This window comes from Paraburkholderia bengalensis, from assembly GCF_037126505.1.
Taxonomy (GTDB): domain Bacteria; phylum Pseudomonadota; class Gammaproteobacteria; order Burkholderiales; family Burkholderiaceae; genus Paraburkholderia; species Paraburkholderia bengalensis.
This window is the reverse complement of the sequence record NZ_JACFYJ010000065.1, coordinates 1-15005: the sequence shown is the minus strand read 5'-3', so window position 1 is coordinate 15005 and position 15005 is coordinate 1. Positions and strand designations below refer to the sequence as shown.

General features: G+C 62.6%; 31 protein-coding genes. All 31 read right to left on the bottom strand.

All coding sequences use genetic code 11. From position 1 onward, the window contains the following. Positions 1 to 11: 11 nt before the first annotated feature. The 31 genes from nrdJ to H3V53_RS29350 all read right to left on the bottom strand — a co-directional run bounded on the left by nrdJ (position 12) and on the right by H3V53_RS29350 (position 13946). Entirely contained in the window at positions 12 to 2093 is a 2082-nt protein-coding gene (nrdJ, locus tag H3V53_RS29490; protein WP_015979642.1) for a ribonucleoside-triphosphate reductase, adenosylcobalamin-dependent, read from the bottom strand. Continuing rightward, complete coding sequence (locus tag H3V53_RS29485; protein ID WP_015979643.1) at positions 2093 to 2290, bottom strand: hypothetical protein; 198 nt, start codon at positions 2288 to 2290, stop codon at positions 2093 to 2095. The genes nrdJ and H3V53_RS29485 overlap by 1 nt, the downstream gene beginning before the upstream one ends. Next, the gene (locus tag H3V53_RS29480; protein WP_015979644.1) at positions 2287 to 2472 is read right to left on the bottom strand and encodes a hypothetical protein; all 186 of its coding nucleotides are present in this window, start codon (positions 2470 to 2472) and stop codon (positions 2287 to 2289) included. The genes H3V53_RS29485 and H3V53_RS29480 overlap by 4 nt, the downstream gene beginning before the upstream one ends. Continuing rightward, positions 2456 to 3163: a hypothetical protein gene (locus tag H3V53_RS29475; RefSeq protein WP_336600915.1), complete on the bottom strand. Its 708-nt coding sequence runs from the start codon at positions 3161 to 3163 to the stop codon at positions 2456 to 2458. Before H3V53_RS29475 ends, H3V53_RS29480 begins: the two co-directional genes overlap by 17 nt. Further along, the gene (locus H3V53_RS29470) at positions 3160 to 3312 is read right to left on the bottom strand and encodes a hypothetical protein (RefSeq protein WP_015979646.1); all 153 of its coding nucleotides are present in this window, start codon (positions 3310 to 3312) and stop codon (positions 3160 to 3162) included. Before H3V53_RS29470 ends, H3V53_RS29475 begins: the two co-directional genes overlap by 4 nt. 3 nt (positions 3313 to 3315) lie before the next feature. After that, positions 3316 to 4083: a metallophosphoesterase family protein gene (locus tag H3V53_RS29465; RefSeq protein ID WP_015979647.1), complete on the bottom strand. Its 768-nt coding sequence runs from the start codon at positions 4081 to 4083 to the stop codon at positions 3316 to 3318. Beyond that, positions 4076 to 4531 carry a DUF6378 domain-containing protein gene (locus tag H3V53_RS29460; protein WP_015979648.1) on the bottom strand — a complete coding sequence of 152 codons (456 nt, stop codon included), beginning with the start codon at positions 4529 to 4531 and terminating at the stop codon, positions 4076 to 4078. Before H3V53_RS29460 ends, H3V53_RS29465 begins: the two co-directional genes overlap by 8 nt. Further along, complete coding sequence (locus H3V53_RS29455) at positions 4528 to 4791, bottom strand: glutaredoxin domain-containing protein (RefSeq protein ID WP_229774544.1); 264 nt, start codon at positions 4789 to 4791, stop codon at positions 4528 to 4530. The genes H3V53_RS29460 and H3V53_RS29455 overlap by 4 nt, the downstream gene beginning before the upstream one ends. A gap of 8 nt (positions 4792 to 4799) precedes the next feature. After that, on the bottom strand, positions 4800 to 5228 hold the full coding sequence (locus H3V53_RS29450; RefSeq protein ID WP_336600914.1) for a toprim domain-containing protein: 429 nt from the start codon (positions 5226 to 5228) through the stop codon (positions 4800 to 4802). Between the two features lie 31 nt (positions 5229 to 5259). After that, positions 5260 to 5649: a CHC2 zinc finger domain-containing protein gene (locus H3V53_RS43770; protein WP_015979651.1), complete on the bottom strand. Its 390-nt coding sequence runs from the start codon at positions 5647 to 5649 to the stop codon at positions 5260 to 5262. Further along, positions 5646 to 6065, bottom strand: a complete 420-nt coding sequence (locus H3V53_RS29445; protein ID WP_336600913.1) for an endonuclease VII domain-containing protein — start codon at positions 6063 to 6065, stop codon at positions 5646 to 5648. Before H3V53_RS29445 ends, H3V53_RS43770 begins: the two co-directional genes overlap by 4 nt. A 28-nt stretch (positions 6066 to 6093) precedes the next feature. Then, positions 6094 to 6237, bottom strand: coding sequence for a hypothetical protein (locus tag H3V53_RS29440; RefSeq protein ID WP_015979653.1), 144 nt, complete (start codon positions 6235 to 6237; stop codon positions 6094 to 6096). Next, positions 6234 to 6428, bottom strand: a complete 195-nt coding sequence (locus tag H3V53_RS43765) for a hypothetical protein (protein ID WP_419539593.1) — start codon at positions 6426 to 6428, stop codon at positions 6234 to 6236. Before H3V53_RS43765 ends, H3V53_RS29440 begins: the two co-directional genes overlap by 4 nt. Beyond that, complete coding sequence (locus H3V53_RS43760) at positions 6409 to 7071, bottom strand: alpha/beta fold hydrolase (protein WP_419539592.1); 663 nt, start codon at positions 7069 to 7071, stop codon at positions 6409 to 6411. Before H3V53_RS43760 ends, H3V53_RS43765 begins: the two co-directional genes overlap by 20 nt. Then, on the bottom strand, positions 7068 to 7445 hold the full coding sequence (locus tag H3V53_RS29430) for a DUF2493 domain-containing protein (protein WP_015979655.1): 378 nt from the start codon (positions 7443 to 7445) through the stop codon (positions 7068 to 7070). Before H3V53_RS29430 ends, H3V53_RS43760 begins: the two co-directional genes overlap by 4 nt. After that, positions 7445 to 7600 (bottom strand): hypothetical protein, encoded by a 156-nt coding sequence (locus H3V53_RS29425; protein ID WP_015979656.1) that lies wholly within the window; start codon positions 7598 to 7600, stop codon positions 7445 to 7447. Before H3V53_RS29425 ends, H3V53_RS29430 begins: the two co-directional genes overlap by 1 nt. Then, positions 7597 to 7833 (bottom strand): hypothetical protein, encoded by a 237-nt coding sequence (locus H3V53_RS29420; RefSeq protein WP_015979657.1) that lies wholly within the window; start codon positions 7831 to 7833, stop codon positions 7597 to 7599. Before H3V53_RS29420 ends, H3V53_RS29425 begins: the two co-directional genes overlap by 4 nt. A 162-nt stretch (positions 7834 to 7995) precedes the next feature. Beyond that, entirely contained in the window at positions 7996 to 8382 is a 387-nt protein-coding gene (locus tag H3V53_RS29415; protein ID WP_336600911.1) for a beta-sandwich lipoprotein, read from the bottom strand. A 31-nt stretch (positions 8383 to 8413) separates the two neighbouring features. Then, complete coding sequence (locus H3V53_RS29410) at positions 8414 to 8965, bottom strand: AAA family ATPase (protein ID WP_336600910.1); 552 nt, start codon at positions 8963 to 8965, stop codon at positions 8414 to 8416. A gap of 320 nt (positions 8966 to 9285) precedes the next feature. After that, positions 9286 to 9885 (bottom strand): metallophosphoesterase, encoded by a 600-nt coding sequence (locus H3V53_RS29405; protein ID WP_015979659.1) that lies wholly within the window; start codon positions 9883 to 9885, stop codon positions 9286 to 9288. Next, positions 9882 to 10022 carry a hypothetical protein gene (locus H3V53_RS29400; RefSeq protein WP_154494649.1) on the bottom strand — a complete coding sequence of 47 codons (141 nt, stop codon included), beginning with the start codon at positions 10020 to 10022 and terminating at the stop codon, positions 9882 to 9884. The genes H3V53_RS29405 and H3V53_RS29400 overlap by 4 nt, the downstream gene beginning before the upstream one ends. Further along, positions 10019 to 10252: a hypothetical protein gene (locus H3V53_RS29395; RefSeq protein ID WP_015979661.1), complete on the bottom strand. Its 234-nt coding sequence runs from the start codon at positions 10250 to 10252 to the stop codon at positions 10019 to 10021. The genes H3V53_RS29400 and H3V53_RS29395 overlap by 4 nt, the downstream gene beginning before the upstream one ends. A gap of 40 nt (positions 10253 to 10292) precedes the next feature. Beyond that, positions 10293 to 10535 carry a hypothetical protein gene (locus H3V53_RS29390; RefSeq protein ID WP_015979662.1) on the bottom strand — a complete coding sequence of 81 codons (243 nt, stop codon included), beginning with the start codon at positions 10533 to 10535 and terminating at the stop codon, positions 10293 to 10295. Positions 10536 to 10582: 47 nt separating this feature from the next. Beyond that, positions 10583 to 11392 carry a RecB family exonuclease gene (locus tag H3V53_RS29385; protein WP_015979663.1) on the bottom strand — a complete coding sequence of 270 codons (810 nt, stop codon included), beginning with the start codon at positions 11390 to 11392 and terminating at the stop codon, positions 10583 to 10585. Beyond that, the gene (locus H3V53_RS29380) at positions 11389 to 11910 is read right to left on the bottom strand and encodes a hypothetical protein (RefSeq protein WP_336600909.1); all 522 of its coding nucleotides are present in this window, start codon (positions 11908 to 11910) and stop codon (positions 11389 to 11391) included. The genes H3V53_RS29385 and H3V53_RS29380 overlap by 4 nt, the downstream gene beginning before the upstream one ends. After that, entirely contained in the window at positions 11907 to 12038 is a 132-nt protein-coding gene (locus tag H3V53_RS29375) for a hypothetical protein (RefSeq protein WP_015979665.1), read from the bottom strand. Before H3V53_RS29375 ends, H3V53_RS29380 begins: the two co-directional genes overlap by 4 nt. An 88-nt stretch (positions 12039 to 12126) precedes the next feature. Beyond that, positions 12127 to 12321 carry a hypothetical protein gene (locus H3V53_RS29370; RefSeq protein WP_015979667.1) on the bottom strand — a complete coding sequence of 65 codons (195 nt, stop codon included), beginning with the start codon at positions 12319 to 12321 and terminating at the stop codon, positions 12127 to 12129. 14 nt (positions 12322 to 12335) lie between these two features. Continuing rightward, the gene (locus H3V53_RS29365; protein ID WP_336600908.1) at positions 12336 to 12602 is read right to left on the bottom strand and encodes a hypothetical protein; all 267 of its coding nucleotides are present in this window, start codon (positions 12600 to 12602) and stop codon (positions 12336 to 12338) included. Between the two features lie 2 nt (positions 12603 to 12604). Further along, positions 12605 to 12769, bottom strand: a complete 165-nt coding sequence (locus H3V53_RS29360) for a DUF5419 family protein (RefSeq protein WP_015979669.1) — start codon at positions 12767 to 12769, stop codon at positions 12605 to 12607. 7 nt (positions 12770 to 12776) lie between these two features. Then, on the bottom strand, positions 12777 to 13499 hold the full coding sequence (locus H3V53_RS29355; RefSeq protein WP_015979670.1) for a GP88 family protein: 723 nt from the start codon (positions 13497 to 13499) through the stop codon (positions 12777 to 12779). 135 nt (positions 13500 to 13634) lie between these two features. Further along, positions 13635 to 13946 (bottom strand): hypothetical protein, encoded by a 312-nt coding sequence (locus H3V53_RS29350; RefSeq protein ID WP_336600907.1) that lies wholly within the window; start codon positions 13944 to 13946, stop codon positions 13635 to 13637. Positions 13947 to 15005: the final 1059 nt, after the last annotated feature.

Sequence of the window (15005 nt, the reverse complement as noted above, 5' to 3'; positions counted from 1 at the left end):
TTGGTTTCCTCTCACTTAATGGGGCATGCGCCGTTGGCGCACTCTTCATCGACACCGTCAGCGACGGCTTTGATCGCAGCAGCCTCGTACTGCTGCTTGGTGATTCGCTCGTAGGGAGCCTGCGGGAAGCTCTCCTCCGGGAAGATCGTGGAGCCCTTGATCAGCCCAGAGAACCTCTGCAGATCGGCGGCGACATCCACGCCCTCGTAGGCGTCCGGGTCGACGTTGGCCGTGAAGCTCACAGCGTTGTCGGCCCAGCACGTCTGGTAGAGCGCCTGGAACGCCAGGAGCTGGTGCAGCGTCAGCTCGTTGGCTGACTCCACGATGTCCTCGGCGTCTCGGCCGAACCGTGCGGCCACGGCCTCGACCAAGGTGTCCTTCGTCGGGATCTCGACCACCCAGGTGTTGCCTGACTTGTCGTACTGGTCCTTCTCGACGTGGTACCCGTCAGCCGCGTACTGGGACGCGGTGAGGAACTGGTCGTTGTCCAGCACCGAGAACCGGATGCGCCGGATGAAGTACCGGGAGAAGATCGGGTGGATACCCTCACTGACTCCAGGCATCTTCGCGATGGTCCCTGTCGGGGCCACCGTGCGCTTCTTGACCGGCACCGGGATCCGCAACTCATGGCTGAACTCCTCGGCCGCTCTGTCGACCTCAGCGGCCATCTCCCGCAAGAAAGCGGTGAACCGCTTGTCTCCGGGTGCCTGCGAATACCTTCGGCCTGTCAGGGCCAAATAGGAGGCCACTCCGAGGTGCCCAACACCGATGCGCCGGTTGCGATCCAGAACCTCTCGGCTCTTCGGATCAGCGACCGCTGAGAACGTCGCCCGGATCAGGAACCGCGTCATCAGACGGTGGGCTCGGATCAGGTCGATGTAGTCGGTCTTCCCGGCGTCGGTAACGAACGCCGCGAGGTTGATGTGCCCTAGGTTGCAGGGCTCCCACGGCTCCAGCGTGATCTCTCCACACGGGTTGGTGCAGACGACCTCGTTGGGCTCACCGACGTTGGACAGGCTGCTGTCCCACATCCCCGGCTCGCCGTTGCGTACGGCTCCCTCGGAGAGAGCCTTCAGCACCCGGTGTGCCTTCGTGGAGCGCGGGTTGAGCGGGTCGACAGGAGCCTTGGCCAGGCTCCAGAACGCATCGTCCACCTCGACGGAGATGTTCGTGGTCCAGTGAGATCCGCTGTCCTGCTTGATGTTGGTGAACGTCTCGACCTGCCAGTCCGCCCAGTGCATCATCGCCATGCGAGCCGACCGGCGAACACCGCCTGCCACCACACACTGCGCGATGGCGTGGTCGATCTCCATCGCATCGAGACCGGTCAGCGCACCGCCGTCCTCGAACCTGTACTGCTCGCCTTCGCGGGCACACCGGCTCAGGATCTCGGAGACCTCGGTCAGCATCTTCGCCAGAGGCACCGGCCCAGAGGCCGTGCCGCCGAACGTCTTCAGCTTGCGACCCGCCGCCCGGACGCGGGACACGTCGTAGACGCGCTCCTTGTGGGCGACATCATCCCGGTAGTGGGTGTCGATCAGGTCGACCAAGGCGGCTGCCCAGCCCTCGCGGGAGTCCTCGATCACGAACGCATCGACCCAGTCAGAGTCGTAGCGGCTCGACAACTGACCCGCCTCGGCCAGGTCAGCGTAGTCGTCGTGGTCCTCGTCGCAGACGATGTGGACTTCCAGCTCCTGCTTCACGTGCGGGTAGTCAGCGAGGAATCGGTTCGAGTAGTTCGCCCCGACGCCACCGCCCTCCATGAGGCGCATGAACGTGAATTCGAAGTGGTCCGAGGGCTTCTCGGTCCACCCGCTCACCCAGCAGTTGAACAGGTGCTGGGCGTTCTTGACGCCCGACGCCCACAGATGTCGACCAGCGGGCAGGATCTTGAACTCCCGCATGAGTCGGAGCAGATCTTCTCGCTCTCCTGGGAGCTGATACCGACTATCAACAAGCGCGAGGTTCCCAGAAACCACTCGCTCCACAGTTTCCGGCCAAGTTTCTCGCGTTCCGTCAGGCTTAACCCTGGAGTACGTCCGATTGTAGACAAGCTCTCCTGTTGGCCCCCAAGGGATTTCACCCTCTGTCACTACTTCCTCTCAGTCAGTTCGTATGCCTTGAAATAGGCGTCAGCCGAATCGCCCTTGGAGAACGAGACACCGTACTCATCGCCACCGATCAGGCCGGTGACAACGACGCCCTTCTTGCCCCGGAACCAGCGCCATGTGCCTCTGGCGGGGTACTTGGTCTCGTCGCGCTGGACGATGACCTTGGTGCCCTTCTTCACGTCGGCCTCCGCTGGCCGTAGCCAGGGGTGAACACGCCGCCGACGTACTGCTCCAGGTCGTCCTGCGACCAGTTCTCCAGGAGCATCGGCTTCTGGTGTGGGAACAGCTCCGGGAACACCTCGGCTCGGTACATCTCCGAGCCAGGCATCCCGTTGAACGTGGGATCAAGCAGATTTTGCATAGCACCTCCCTCCCAGGAACTCCGGGATCGGCGGCTCGTAGAGGTACTCGTCGCGCAGCTCGGGGTGCTCGACCAGCATGATCGCGATGTTCGCCGTCGGGTCAGAGTGGCCCTCCCCCTGCACCTTTCGGATGTCAGGGAAGATGGCGTGCTTGCTGCCAGGGCCGTCCTTGACGATGACCTTGCCGTTGTCATCTCGCTCAACACCAGCGGTGATCGCGATGATGTTGACGTGCTCGGTGAGCGACTTCACGGCTCGCTTCAGCATCGCCTCGGCAGCCGAACCCCTCTCCGGGACGACGCCGTCGTCGTACCGAACCCTGATCGCCTCTGCGTGGCGCTCGTTCTTGGAGCCCAGTTCCTTCATCGCCAGCGGCAGGATGTCGACCAGGTACCGATTGGTCGACTCACCCCGCAGCGCGTCCTTGACGTTGTCCGACGAGTAGTGGCTGCGCTCCTGGAAGAGATCCCTGGCCTTGGCCGAGCCCGACAGGATGTTGTGGACCTGCTTGCGGACGTAGATCACGGCCTCACCGGGCCGCAGCTCGCCGAGCTTCTTCTGGATGTACGGACTTTCGAGGTACCAGACCCACAGCTCCTGGACGATCTCGTCCGCTGTCAGGTTGGTCTCCCAGCCGATCATCGCTTTGCGGGTGGCCCGCATGAAGAGCTTGTTGATGTCGCCTGTCAAGGCATCACCTTCCGTAGGTACTCCTCCCTGTCCAGACGACGGTCGAGGTTGCGGGTGATCTCCTCGGCGAAGACCTCACGGACCTCGCTGGAGCTGATCCGCCGCGACCGTGCGTTCTTGTGCAGGTACGGCAGCTTGGTGGCTGTCAAGTTTCAGACCTCCCAGACGTGGCCGTCGACCGAGAATCGGCCTCCGACGATCGGAACCAGCTCGGGCTTGACGTGGTTGCCGTCAACCGTCAACAGACCAAACCCGCTCTGCCAGTTGGCCGTTGCACCCTTGAGGTACTGGGCCAGTTTCATGTTCATCAGGTTGCCGACCTCCATCGACCACAGCACCTTCTGGTGGCCTCCGTAGCCCCAGGTGTGGGGCTTGATGCCTTGCCGGTGGGTGTGACCGATGATCACCGACGTGCCGAACCGCTGCATCGCGTTGTACGCGGTGTCAGCCGACTTCTGCGTCACCCGGACGCCGCCACGGTGGCCGTGCGTCGAGATCCAGCCCGGAGCCACCTTGTAGAACTCAGGCAGCACCGTCACGCCGAAACCGTCGAAGTCCAAGAGGTTCTCGAACTTGAACTGGTCGGCGTACTCGACCAGAGCTGGTGCGAACTTGTGCAGATAGTCGAACGGCCGGCGGTCGTGGTTGCCTTCGTGGACGCCGACAGGGCCGTCGTACACGGCCCGCAGCGGGGCCAGGAACCTCGTCTTGGCCTGCTCCGAATCGGGCTTGATCCGCTGGGCGAACTCCTCCGACGAACCCTTGGTCCACCGAGACGGGCTCGGGTAGTCCATCAGGTCGCCGATGTGGACGACCTCGTCGGGCTGGGTGTCGCCGATGAACCCGACCACAGCCTTGAGCTGCTTGCGGTCATCGAACGGGATCTGCGTGTCGGAGATGACGACGATGCGCTTACTCACCCAGTACCTCCACGAACGGACCCTCGGAGATCTTGGCGTGGTCGAGCTTGAAACCGTCGCGGTGCCCCCACAGGCGCTCGTTGTAGTCGGGGTACCGCGACCAGAACGCGTTGCCCGCGCTCCGCACGGTCTTCACGTCCTTCGGTACGTCGGCCAAGGTGTCCCACTGGCGAGGTTCGCCCTCGACAGGCTCCTCGTAGATCCGCTCGACGCAACCGGCGTAACCGGCCATGTCGGTGAACGAATCACGGTGGTAGCCGGTGCCTTTGACCCTGGCGATCTTCATCAGGATCATCAGGTTGGCCACGTCGATGTCGGAGATCTCCTTCTCCAGGTAGCCCGAGAACAGCAGGGCGATGTCCTTGAAGTTCTCTCGCGGGTGGCCGTAGTTCTTGTTGCGCTCACCGTGGATGAGGCGCTGAGCTTCCTCGAGGATGGATTCACTCACAGTCCGGTCTCCGATGCGGTGTAGTAGTCGATCAACTCATCGACCTTGTCGGGTTGATAGCCGATGATCGGCTCGAAATGGTCGGTCACGATGACCGGAACCGAGGACGCCTTCAGTACGTCCTGGACGTACGTCTTGGCCTCGGCGTTGCGCGTCAGGTCGACCACGTCGTACTCGACCCCAGCGTCGTCCAGGAACTGCTGGATCCGGTGGCACGGGCGGCAACCCGGCTGGGTGTAGATCGTGATCGGTGTGAACATCGTTCGCATCAGATCCTTTCCAGCAGAGCGTCTTTGCCCTGCGATGTGACTAGTGAGTTGACATCCTCGCCTTCTGGCATGGGGATGATTCGTGCGTTCGGCAGCGTCTTGGCCACCGACTTCGCGAACTCCATACCGGGCTCGTCGCCGTCAGCCAGGATGTTCACGTTGCGATACCCGAGGAACAGCTCGCGGAAGTGCGGCTTCCACATCTGAGCCCCTGGAACGCCGACCGTCGGGATCCCGCACAGCTCAGCGGTAATCGCGTCGATCTCACCTTCGGTGATCGCCATGTCCCGCGAGTAGCGGGTCAGTGCGACCGTGTTGTACAGCCGGGGCTTATCCCCCGGCATGGTCATGTACTTCGGCTTGCCGTCGTCCAGACGGCGATACCGGATCGCTGCAACCGACCAGTTACGCCAGGGCGACCACCGCATGTACGGGATCGCCAGGCAGCCTCGGTACATCTCATGACCAGGGAGTGGATCTCCCACGAATCCCAGGCCGAACGGTAGAACCTGATGAACCTGAAGACCGCGACTCTCCAAATACTCGGCGGCTGGGCTTCCGTGCAGGCTTCCTCTGTACTGGGATGTTGCCTCCCACAGATAGTCCCTCTGCGATTCGGACAGCCTCTGCAAAACTCACCTCCTCTTCGTGTCGGATGATCGAGATCACGTCCCCTCGGACTCCGCAGGCCAGGCAGTTGAACCCTTGGAGGTCGTAACTGACTGCGGCCGAGGGTGTTTCGTCCCCGTGAAAGGGGCACAGGCACTTGTTCCACTCGTAGTGATCCGGTGGAGGATCCCAGTCCGGGTAGTACCGCTGGATGACCTCCGCGATGCCGGTGGCTGTCAAGTTTGACTCCTCAGCTTGTCGGCCTCGATCGGCGCTATGCGCTCCCCGATGACCTGGACGGCCGGGGGCTTACGCAGGTAGTCGATCGCTCGCTGGAGCATCTCGATGCAATCCCGCGCCCAGCCGAGGATGTACTTGTTGCACATCGTGCAGAGCAGCCCTCGAACGATGCCCGTCTTGTGGTCATGGTCTACCGATAGCCGTTTCCTCTTTCCGTTCGCCCGCTGGCAGATGTAGCAGCGGCCACCCTGGAACTCATAGATGGCCCAGTACTCTTCAGCGGTGATGCCGTAGGTGGCCAGGATCCGGGTCTCCCAGCTCGTTGAGCTGCGAGCAGCCTTGAACTCCCGGTGGTGCGTGGCGCACCGTGGGCCGGGATACTTGGCGTCCCGTGTGAGCGGCAACCCTTGGGCCACACAGTCTTTGCACGGCTTCCGTTTGTGCTTACGATTCTGCACCCGGTACCCCGGAGTCCTCTTCGCGGCTCTCCCCATCGCTCCCCTTCGGGTTGTCCATCAGCAGGCAGAAGTACGACAGCACCGCACACGCGATGATGTGTGCGTCGAGCGCGAACAGCACCGGGTTCATCCGGCACCTGTGATGTATCGCCGTGGGAACAGATCCAGCAGAGCCAGCGCGATGAGATCAGCCGCCAGCTCCGGGTCAGCCAGCATCCATGAGTGGAAGCCGTCGACTCCGTAGAAGGAGGCGTTGGTGATCTTGGCCGTGCTCAGGCCGGCCTCGTACGGAACGATCTGATCATGCAGCCCGTGGAGCACGGCGGTCGGTACGCCGTGGCGGTACATCGCGTGCAGCAGCGGTGTCGTGTCGGCCTTCATCAGCGCGAACGCAGCGCGAACGAACCTGAGCCCGGACACCGAATCCCGCAGCATTCCAAGGAAGCTCAGCTTCTCGCCGGTATCTCGCAGGTGCATGGCCTCGTAGCCGTCGCCGGCGATGTCGGTCACGGCCTCCCCGAGCTTCTTGGCAGCTCGGAACGCCAGCGTGGCGTAGTGGCCCACCTTGATGTTGTCGTGGTGTTCCTGGCCAGCAGCCGCGTCCAGCAGGACCGCTGCCGCGACTCTGTGCGGGTGACGCGCCGCGATTTCGACCACCATGCCGCCCCCCCATCGAGTGGCCCGCGAAGATCGCTCGGTGGATGTCAAGTTCGTCCAACGTCTTGAGGGTCACGCGGGTCATGTCCTCGACCGTGTGGCCGGTCGGCAGTGAGCCGCTGCGGCCGTGGTTGGCCGCGTCGAGTGCGATGACTCGGAACCCGTGCTCGGCGAGCCGGGTCAGCATCTCCTCGTACGCCTTGGCGCTCACCGAGAGCCCGTGCAGGAACACCAGCGGGGCGCCGGTGCCTACCGTTGAGACCCCGACGCGGAAACCGTCAGCGAGGACGATGGTTTCGTGCTTCATGGCTTGTCTCCGAAGTTGATGACAGGAATGCCAGCCTTCTGGGCCTCACGCATGCAGTGGCGCGTGCCGACTGACCTACCGAGAGGGAACGCCAGGCAGACATCAGCCCCAGCCCTCACCATCTCGATGTTGCGGAGGACGCCAGCCTTCTTGCCGTGCCACTCCCAGTCCGCACGGTGCAGCTCCGGGGTGACGTTGAAGCCTTCCTGGCGCATCCCCCAAGCCCAGCGGTCAGCGATGTCGTCAGCGCCGCGAGCGCCGCCGTGAACCACCACCAGGCCATACGGGGACCGGTGCAGCTCGTCAGCCAGGGCGTCCCACACCGTGGTGCGGTCCTTCCAGACTCGCGAGCCGGTGATCAGTACCCGACGCATCAGATCTCCCTCCAATGCAGCCCGTCCTCGGACTCGACCAACTTCGCGCCGTAGACGCCGTTGATGATCGCCAGGTACTCGATCTGCTGGGCCTGCAGAATCCCGAACGGGCATTCGTGAACTCCGCTGCGCGGGTAGCGGACTCCGTACTTCACTTGATCCACCTCTTGGCCAGTCGGTCGACGTTCTCCTCCGAGACGTTGCGGGCCAGGCCGGTGACCTCGCGGCCGTGGACCTTGGTCTCGATCACCCGAGGCTTCTTCGGATCCGGGCTCTCCGGGTCGATCGCCTTGTGCGTCCAGACGGTCGGACGCGTCTTGATCAGCGCGCCCAGCACCTGCTGGTGCAGCGGGTTGGCCTTGCGGGGCATGGCGTTCGGAGTGGTCATCTGGGTGTTCCTTTCGGTGGCTGTCAAGGGATGGATGAAAAGGGTTGGGGCACATGACCGTTTGTCGTTTAAGCCAGGGCGGTTCCCGTGCGCTCGCCTTACCGAGCAGACGCGAGAGCCTAGGTCACGTACGGTGACGCCCTGCGCCCCCAACCCCCTTGGTCAACGAAGCTCGATGTCCGGGAGGATGGGCTGCGGCTTGAAGTTGACCTGGTAGAAGTCGTCGGAGACGTTCGCGCCTTCGATCTGCTCCACGAAGTACGTGACGTTGTCCGACAGGCCCAGGAAGTGCTTCTTGAACTGGCCGTTCTGCTTGCAGGTCACGTCCAGCTTCTGGGCTCCGGTGTCGGGCTCGATGGAGCACCGACCCTGGATCTCCAGCAGGTACTTATCGGTGATCCCGTTGAAGAACACGATCCGGCGCGGGATCTCGAAGTTGTCAGCGGCCTTGCCCAGGTTCTCTGAGGCCACGTCGGCGTCGGAGGTACACCCGACCAAGCCCAGACCGGCGGCGAGGGCGATGGCTGCGGTGGCGATGGCTTTCTTCATGTGCGCTACTTTCTGGTTGGTGGCTGTCAAGTCAGTGATCGAAGTCGTTGATCTGCATGGTGTCTCCGATGAACTCCAAGGCGGCGTAGTCATTCCCCGACGGATCAGACTTGCCACCCCGGTTCTTGACCGTGGAGACGTTGAGCGAGTCCGGGCCGAAGCCGTCCGACTCGCGATGGAGCGTGAGGACCATCTCGGGCACACGCCCGATCTGACCCTTGATCCCTCCTAGCGGGATCGCTTTGTCGCCGTCGTTGTACGGGCCGGTGACGTGGTGGAGCCCGATCACGCAAGAGCCAGTCTCCCTGGCCATTTCGTGCAGATAGTCCATCAGCGACTCCAGGCCGCTGAACGGGTCATCCCCGTCCCCCGACTCGGTGCGGACGTTGGTGATGTTGTCCACGACGATCAGCGCAGGGAAGTCCTCGTAGAGCGCGTCGTACGCTGCGAGGGCGTTCTCGATCTCGTCCAACGACGGAGATGCCTTGTAGTTGAACCGGATCGGGATCTCATCGAGGTCGTTGGCAATCGACTCCTCGATGCTCTGTTCCCGGACTGCCCGCGTCGATCGCTCGAGCGACATCCGCTCAGGATGGAGACTGACCGCGAGATCTGGGTGAACGCGTCGGAGTCCGCCGAGAAGTACAGCGTCGGTACCTTCGACTTCAGCGCGTAAGCCAGGACAAAAGCCGATTTACCAGTGCCAGGACCGGCGCATACAAGGACCAACTGACCTCGTCGTAGACGAGTCCCCTTCTGATCAAGTGCGTTCCACACCGTTGGGAGTGGGTCACCCGCGTTCCCTCGGATGTACAGGCTCTGCCTCGGTGTGTACAGCGTCCTCCTCCTTTTCTCGTTCGAGCATCTCCCGGAGCATCCAACCGGGGATGACGTTGTTGAAGCTCACAGACCCTCCTCGATGTCGTTGACCATCTCGCGGACCTCGTCCATCGGCACCAGGTCGTGCCAGGCGTCCAGCCCGACGTGGATCTGCCGTGGGTTGGTCATGGTCGACCGAATGATCCGGGAGTGCGTGTGGCCGTGCAGTAGGATCAATCCTTCATCCCGCAGCCGCCACTGCGTGAAGCGTTGCTCGGCGGTGTGGTCGCCGACGTACGGGAAGTGGCTCAGCAGCACGTTGGTGTGACCGCCTCCGTCGAGGGGGACGCGAAGCCTCGCGGCCGTCGACATGTAATCGAGCACGTTCCAGTACAGCCGGGACAGCCGGGGAGCGTCCCGGTACATCGGGTGAGGCCGATCATGGTTGCCCAGGATCAGCCGCTTGCGGCCTGGCCGGTTCAGCAGCCAGCCCAGAGCATCGAGCTGCGCTCGGGTGCCGCCTGAGCTGATGTCCCCCAGGATCCAGACCACATCTTCCTTGCCGACCTGTTCGTCCCACAGCTCCGCGAGGTGGAGGTCGTGGTCCGGGCCAGCCCAGTCTCGGTCCTCCGCTACCTTGGCGTGGCCGATGTGTAGGTCGGAGGTGAACCAGACGTTGCTCACGCTGGCTCCCTCACGTCGGGCCGACCGTAGGTCTGCCAGATGAACTCTTCGATCTGGTCGACCGCGATGAAGAGGTCATCCCCGTCGATCTTCGTCGGGAGCCCCATCAGGATCGCCAGGATCTTGTCTCGGATCACTGCTTGACCACCCCCGCGTCATGGATCGGCCGGCCAGCTCGGTGCGCCGCCTGCTCCGCGTCCATCGCTCGCTGGATCTGGTTCATCAGTTGGGTGCCTCGAAGCTTCAGCAGCTTCATGGTGTGAGCACCCTTGAATCCGACGCGGTGCATCCGCAGGACCGCCGCCGTCTCATGCGGCGCGTACGGCGACTTCAGCTTCGGGTCGTTGGGATCCCAATCCTTCTTCATGCCTTCTCCTCTTGGTGGCTGTCAAGTTCGATGACGATGTTCACGCGACCCACTCCTTGCCGTTCCACCGCCGACCATCTGGGTAGGCGATGATGACTTCCCGGTCGGGCCGCTCCTCGCTGTGAGCGCGAGCGAACCGGAACGCCGCTTCTGGCGTCGGGAACGGCCAGCGCGAGGGCTGGGCCGACTGGTGCCACTTCGGCATGTCTGGGATCGGACCCAGCTCCACGTAGGTGTAGCTCGTCCCGGTGCTGAGATCGAGCGTCTTCCGGTATTCCTTCATGCCTGCCTTAATGGGGAAGGAGTCTGCGGGTGGCTGTCAAGTTGCGATCACTTAAAAACGGGGCAACTGTAGGACACATCACAGAATTTGCATTTGTCCGGTTCCGGCAACGGGTCGAACATCGAGGCTGCGATGCCTTCCTCGACCCTGTGGAACTCCTCGGTGATGGCTTCACGCGTCCACTTCGTCAGGTCGTAGGGCTTGGTCGGCTTCGGTGCCTTGCCCTTCTTCCCCACCATGAAGTAGTCGCCGGTCTTCGGAGCCTCGACACCGTAAGTCATCGCGACCGCGAGCGCGTACACGCCGAGCTGGAAGTCGTCTCCCGGTTGGTTCCCGGTCTTGTAGTCCCGGACTCGAAGCTCCCCGTCGACCACGACGACGGCGTCGATGTATCCGCGAACCAGGATCCCGTCGAGTTCGATTTCGAAGTACAGCTCGATCGCTGGCGTACCGTCCGGGGTCACCCAGATCTCCTGGCCGGGAGTCCCCCGCCACGCGAAGAACTTCTCGACCTGCTCCAGGCCGACGGTGTACCGGCGCTCGATGTCTCGCTGGCCGTTGTACGGACCTGACCACGTCCACCACTCGAAGTTCGGGGTCTCCTCGGTGAAGGCTCCAACGTCGTTGGCGTAGTGCCAGCGGAACATGTCCTTGGCCTCGTCAAGCGTAAGCGGCATGCCGTAGGACTCCCATACCTCGACCGCCTCGGCGACAGCGTGGAACGCGGTCCCCTGCGGCAGCCAGGCCGCTGGCCGCTGCCACACCTTGTCGATCCGAGCGAGCTTGTACGCCATCGGGCACTTCGTGTACTGGTTGATCTGGCTCACCGAGCGCAGCGGAAGCTTGATCTGCGTCACGGCGCGGCCATTTCGCCGTTGCCGGTCAACGCAGTCTCCACCGTCGAGCCCACGACCTCTCGGATCTCATCCAGCGATGGGCACATCGGGGACTCAACGAAACTGTGTGGCCTCAGCCTGGCTACCAAGAACTCTCCTCTCCCGTGCATCATGTTGTCGTCATGCCGGAAGCCACGTGCGAGCACGTCAACCTGGTCGGCCTTCAGAATCTCCTCGGCGACAGGCCGATACATCGGCTTCGTGTCTCGGCACAGCGGGCTCCGGTACGCGAGCAGCAGGGTGATCAGCTCGCCGACCAGGCCAGCGTGGACGTTCTTCTTGCCTTCACGGCGCACACGCTCACGGCCGGCCGGCCTCACCACACCTTTCGCGTGGGCCAGCAGAACGTGGCCGCTGCGGTGGATGACTCGACCCTTGAAGTCGCCTTCCAAGGCTTGGACGGAGTACCACGGCTTGCCCTCACGGTGCGTGAAGTGCAGGTTCTTGTAGACGAAGACGCGAATTGGCTTGGGGTTCATGCGATCCAGTCATCCAGGTAGTTGTCTTTGACGCTGAAGCGTCGGGTCCGACTCAAGACTTCGATGGCCGCGAGGATCTCGCGGTCCTCGCCTTCGCGCTCCATCGCTTCGTCTTCGACGTTGATCACTTCGATCCCTTCGGCTTGGCAGGCGGTGTCTTCCAGGGGTTCATGCCCAGCCGCCGAGCGCGGCGCATGGCAACCATGATCTCGACGTTCATGAGGCCGAAACCTCCCACGTACCAACGGCTTCGCCGCGAAGGTAGATGTGACCTCCATCGCCGAGCTGGTCGATGACCAGGCCGTTGCGCGAAGCGGCAGCTTCGAGGTGGTCGATGAGGATCTGGCGATGGCTCGCCGATACCTTCGTATTCTTGCCGTCGCGGTCACGGGTGGCAGTCAAGGTGAACACAGGTCAGGTACCTCTCAGTAGTCGGAGTGCTGGAGTTCGAAGCCTTCGAGGTCACCGACCTCGTCGTCCCACGCGGACGGGTTGCCGCGCCAGTCGTCGCGAAGCCTCTGGCCGCTGGCGTTGTAGCAGGCACCGCAGTTGCGACAGTCCACGTCGCTCTGGCCTCGGTACCTCTGCACCTCATGGCCGCACCATGAGCAGTCCCACGCGGCGTAATCGCCGTCGATGATGAACCCTTCGGCGTCACGCACAGCTTCGACGTAGCGGTAGTTGTTGGCCATGATCAGCTCCCCAGCTCGTTGGCGATGGCTTGGTGGGCAGCCTCACGGAAGGTCAGCCCGTCGTCGTACGCGTCGTGGTAGGTCCAGTCCGCGATGTCTCGTCGGCCGACCCCGAACGTCTCTTGCATGTAGGCGTCCAGGTTGGCCATCCACAGGTGGAAGCTCACAGCTACCTCACTTCTTGGTGGTGGAGAACAGAACGCTCTTGCGTCCGTTGATGCACAGACCGCACCTAGCGCAGGCCGATCCCTTGGCGTTGATCAGGTCGAAGTCTCGGTTGTTCAGCTCCGGGCAGCGCACGGCCGTCGGGAACTGTGCCTTGCCTTCGGCGAACGTCGTGTCGACGTAGGCGATGTTGATGCCCTTGCCTTCCAGGAACCGGGCCACGTCTACGTTGTCGGGATCCGCGCTGAAGTACAGCGACAGGTTCGACAGCTTCTGTGCGTGCAGGTAGACCGCTGCGGTCTGAACCCTGGTGTAGGCCCAGAACTGCACGTCGCTGAAGTCTCGGATGACACGCGCCCACGCTGCGACGTAGGTCGGGCTGAAGAAGTCGCCATCCCAGTGGATACGGAACAGCTTCGGAGCCTTCTTCTTGTCGCAATCCTTGACGAAGTCTGCCATCATCTCGGACAGCAGGGTCACGGTGTCTGTCAAGTCAGCGTCACGCAACAGCTCCCAGTTGTGCAGCAGCACACTGCTCACGGCTTTGCGGACCTTCTCCAGCTTGCCCGCGTAGCACACCTTGGCACAGAACGCGGTCGCGTCCGGGCAGGAGAACCCTTGCCCACTGGGCAGACCGATGCTGTTCGCGATGCCTACGGTGGCGTTGCCGCCTTTGGTGACGTGGACGTAGTTGGTGACTTTGCGGTCGTTCGATCGCTTCAGCGATGCCATGTCTAAAACCCTTCGGTGGCTGTCAAGTCAGCGGACGCGAATGATGTTGGTGCCTCGGCAGACGTAGATCTTGCCGTCGATGTACACCTTGCGCTCGGAGGACATAGTGAATCCTTTCTCGGTGGCTGTCAAGTCTCAGGCCCAGCGACGTTTCGTCGGCCGGGGGTGGCGAACCTTCGGAGCGTTCTTACGCGGTGCCTTGCGGATGACGGTGTCGCCAGTGATCGTGATGTCTTCGACCAGGGCAGCCTCACGCTCTGCAGCGATCTCGGAGGTCGGGACGTTGACCACTTCCGGCTTGTTGCTGAAGTCAGTCCACCCCTTGGTGCCCTTCTCCAGCTCAGCGTCGACGGTGCGAACCGGCGACAGCTCAGGTGCGACGAACGGTGTCTTGATGGACTCGCGTGCCGTGACGCGAACCTCGCGGTGCTCGGTGAAGACGGACATAGCTCACCCCTTCCGGTAGCTGTCAAGTCAAGAATCAAAGCTCAGGTAGTGGGTAGCCAGGAATCGAACCTGGTAGTCGTGATGCCGCGATACCAAAGCTCAGGTATCCGCCAGACCATAGCTCAGCGATCATTCCATCGCGCCAGAGCTACCCGGTAGTCTTTTGTTCTCCCCGTGGGTCAACAGAATCTATCGGATCCTCGCCACAGGTCTACATTCAGTTATCCGCAGTGTCCGCACTTTATCGGCATCGGACTTCCGCCTCACCCGCGAATGCTGTCGAAGCCATTCGCGAATGTTGGGTCGGGCTGCGGCCCTTCCCGGTCTTGCGTGATTCTCACTCTACCGGACTAGTCGGTGGCTGTCAAGCGGAGAATCACACCGGATTTTCACCGGATCCGGCGCGATCGTTTCCGATCCGCCTATCGCGTCGTGCTTGCTGCGATGACACAAGTAAACACCACGGCCGGGTAGCTGTCAAGCCCGAATTGCAAATTGGTGTGTGACGTGCGGTTACGCCGCTGTCCGGGTGGCTGTAAAGGGCACGTAGGGCACGTGTGGCAGGCCAGACGCAACCCACTAGCGGCCGGTAGCCGCGTGCATAGGCTGCTCGTTATGTGCCCGGTATGGGTGCTGTGAGCTGCACAATCGCGGGCTGTCGGGCTGTCGTCACGCTGTCGCTGTCGTCGCCGGGTGGCTGTCCAGTCGCCCACCGAAATAAGCGAAATAAGCACCGTCGTCGCAGGTCCATAGGCTGCTCACTATCGCATCGGTATGCCCTTGCACACGTGTGTGAGCTGGTCACGTGCTGGTGTGGTGTGCCGTGTGCGCTGGTGTGTATGCGCTGGTCAGCGTATGGGCACAGTATGCGTGTGAGTTAGCTGTGAGCTGAGGCCGGCATTCGCATCGTCGCAGGTCAGCACGCGTATGCGTGCATGTGTCCTCGGTTGCTGGGCATCGTGTGCCCCTCGAGGCACGCGTGCCGTGAGCGTTTGCTGTGCATGCCATCGTCGCAGGTCACGGGGGGGTAGGGGGGTTCCCCCCAGGGGCGCCTTCCTG

Excerpts from the sequence above, each read along its gene's own strand:
- H3V53_RS29480 (WP_015979644.1), bottom strand. The coding sequence starts at position 2,472 with ATGCAAAATCTGCTTGATCCCACGTTCAACGGGATGCCTGGCTCGGAG.
- H3V53_RS29455 (WP_229774544.1), bottom strand. The coding sequence starts at position 4,791 with ATGTTCACACCGATCACGATCTACACCCAGCCGGGTTGCCGCCCGTGC.
- H3V53_RS29450 (WP_336600914.1), bottom strand. The coding sequence starts at position 5,228 with ATGCGGTGGTCGCCCTGGCGTAACTGGTCGGTTGCAGCGATCCGGTAT.
- H3V53_RS29440 (WP_015979653.1), bottom strand. The coding sequence starts at position 6,237 with ATGAACCCGGTGCTGTTCGCGCTCGACGCACACATCATCGCGTGTGCG.
- H3V53_RS43760 (WP_419539592.1), bottom strand. The coding sequence starts at position 7,071 with ATGAAGCACGAAACCATCGTCCTCGCTGACGGTTTCCGCGTCGGGGTC.
- H3V53_RS29430 (WP_015979655.1), bottom strand. The coding sequence starts at position 7,445 with ATGCGTCGGGTACTGATCACCGGCTCGCGAGTCTGGAAGGACCGCACC.
- H3V53_RS29420 (WP_015979657.1), bottom strand. The coding sequence starts at position 7,833 with ATGACCACTCCGAACGCCATGCCCCGCAAGGCCAACCCGCTGCACCAG.
- H3V53_RS29415 (WP_336600911.1), bottom strand. The coding sequence starts at position 8,382 with ATGAAGAAAGCCATCGCCACCGCAGCCATCGCCCTCGCCGCCGGTCTG.
- H3V53_RS29410 (WP_336600910.1), bottom strand. The coding sequence starts at position 8,965 with ATGTCGCTCGAGCGATCGACGCGGGCAGTCCGGGAACAGAGCATCGAG.
- H3V53_RS29395 (WP_015979661.1), bottom strand. The coding sequence starts at position 10,252 with ATGAAGAAGGATTGGGATCCCAACGACCCGAAGCTGAAGTCGCCGTAC.
- H3V53_RS29390 (WP_015979662.1), bottom strand. The coding sequence starts at position 10,535 with ATGAAGGAATACCGGAAGACGCTCGATCTCAGCACCGGGACGAGCTAC.
- H3V53_RS29380 (WP_336600909.1), bottom strand. The coding sequence starts at position 11,910 with ATGAACCCCAAGCCAATTCGCGTCTTCGTCTACAAGAACCTGCACTTC.
- H3V53_RS29365 (WP_336600908.1), bottom strand. The coding sequence starts at position 12,602 with ATGGCCAACAACTACCGCTACGTCGAAGCTGTGCGTGACGCCGAAGGG.
- H3V53_RS29355 (WP_015979670.1), bottom strand. The coding sequence starts at position 13,499 with ATGGCATCGCTGAAGCGATCGAACGACCGCAAAGTCACCAACTACGTC.
- H3V53_RS29350 (WP_336600907.1), bottom strand. The coding sequence starts at position 13,946 with ATGTCCGTCTTCACCGAGCACCGCGAGGTTCGCGTCACGGCACGCGAG.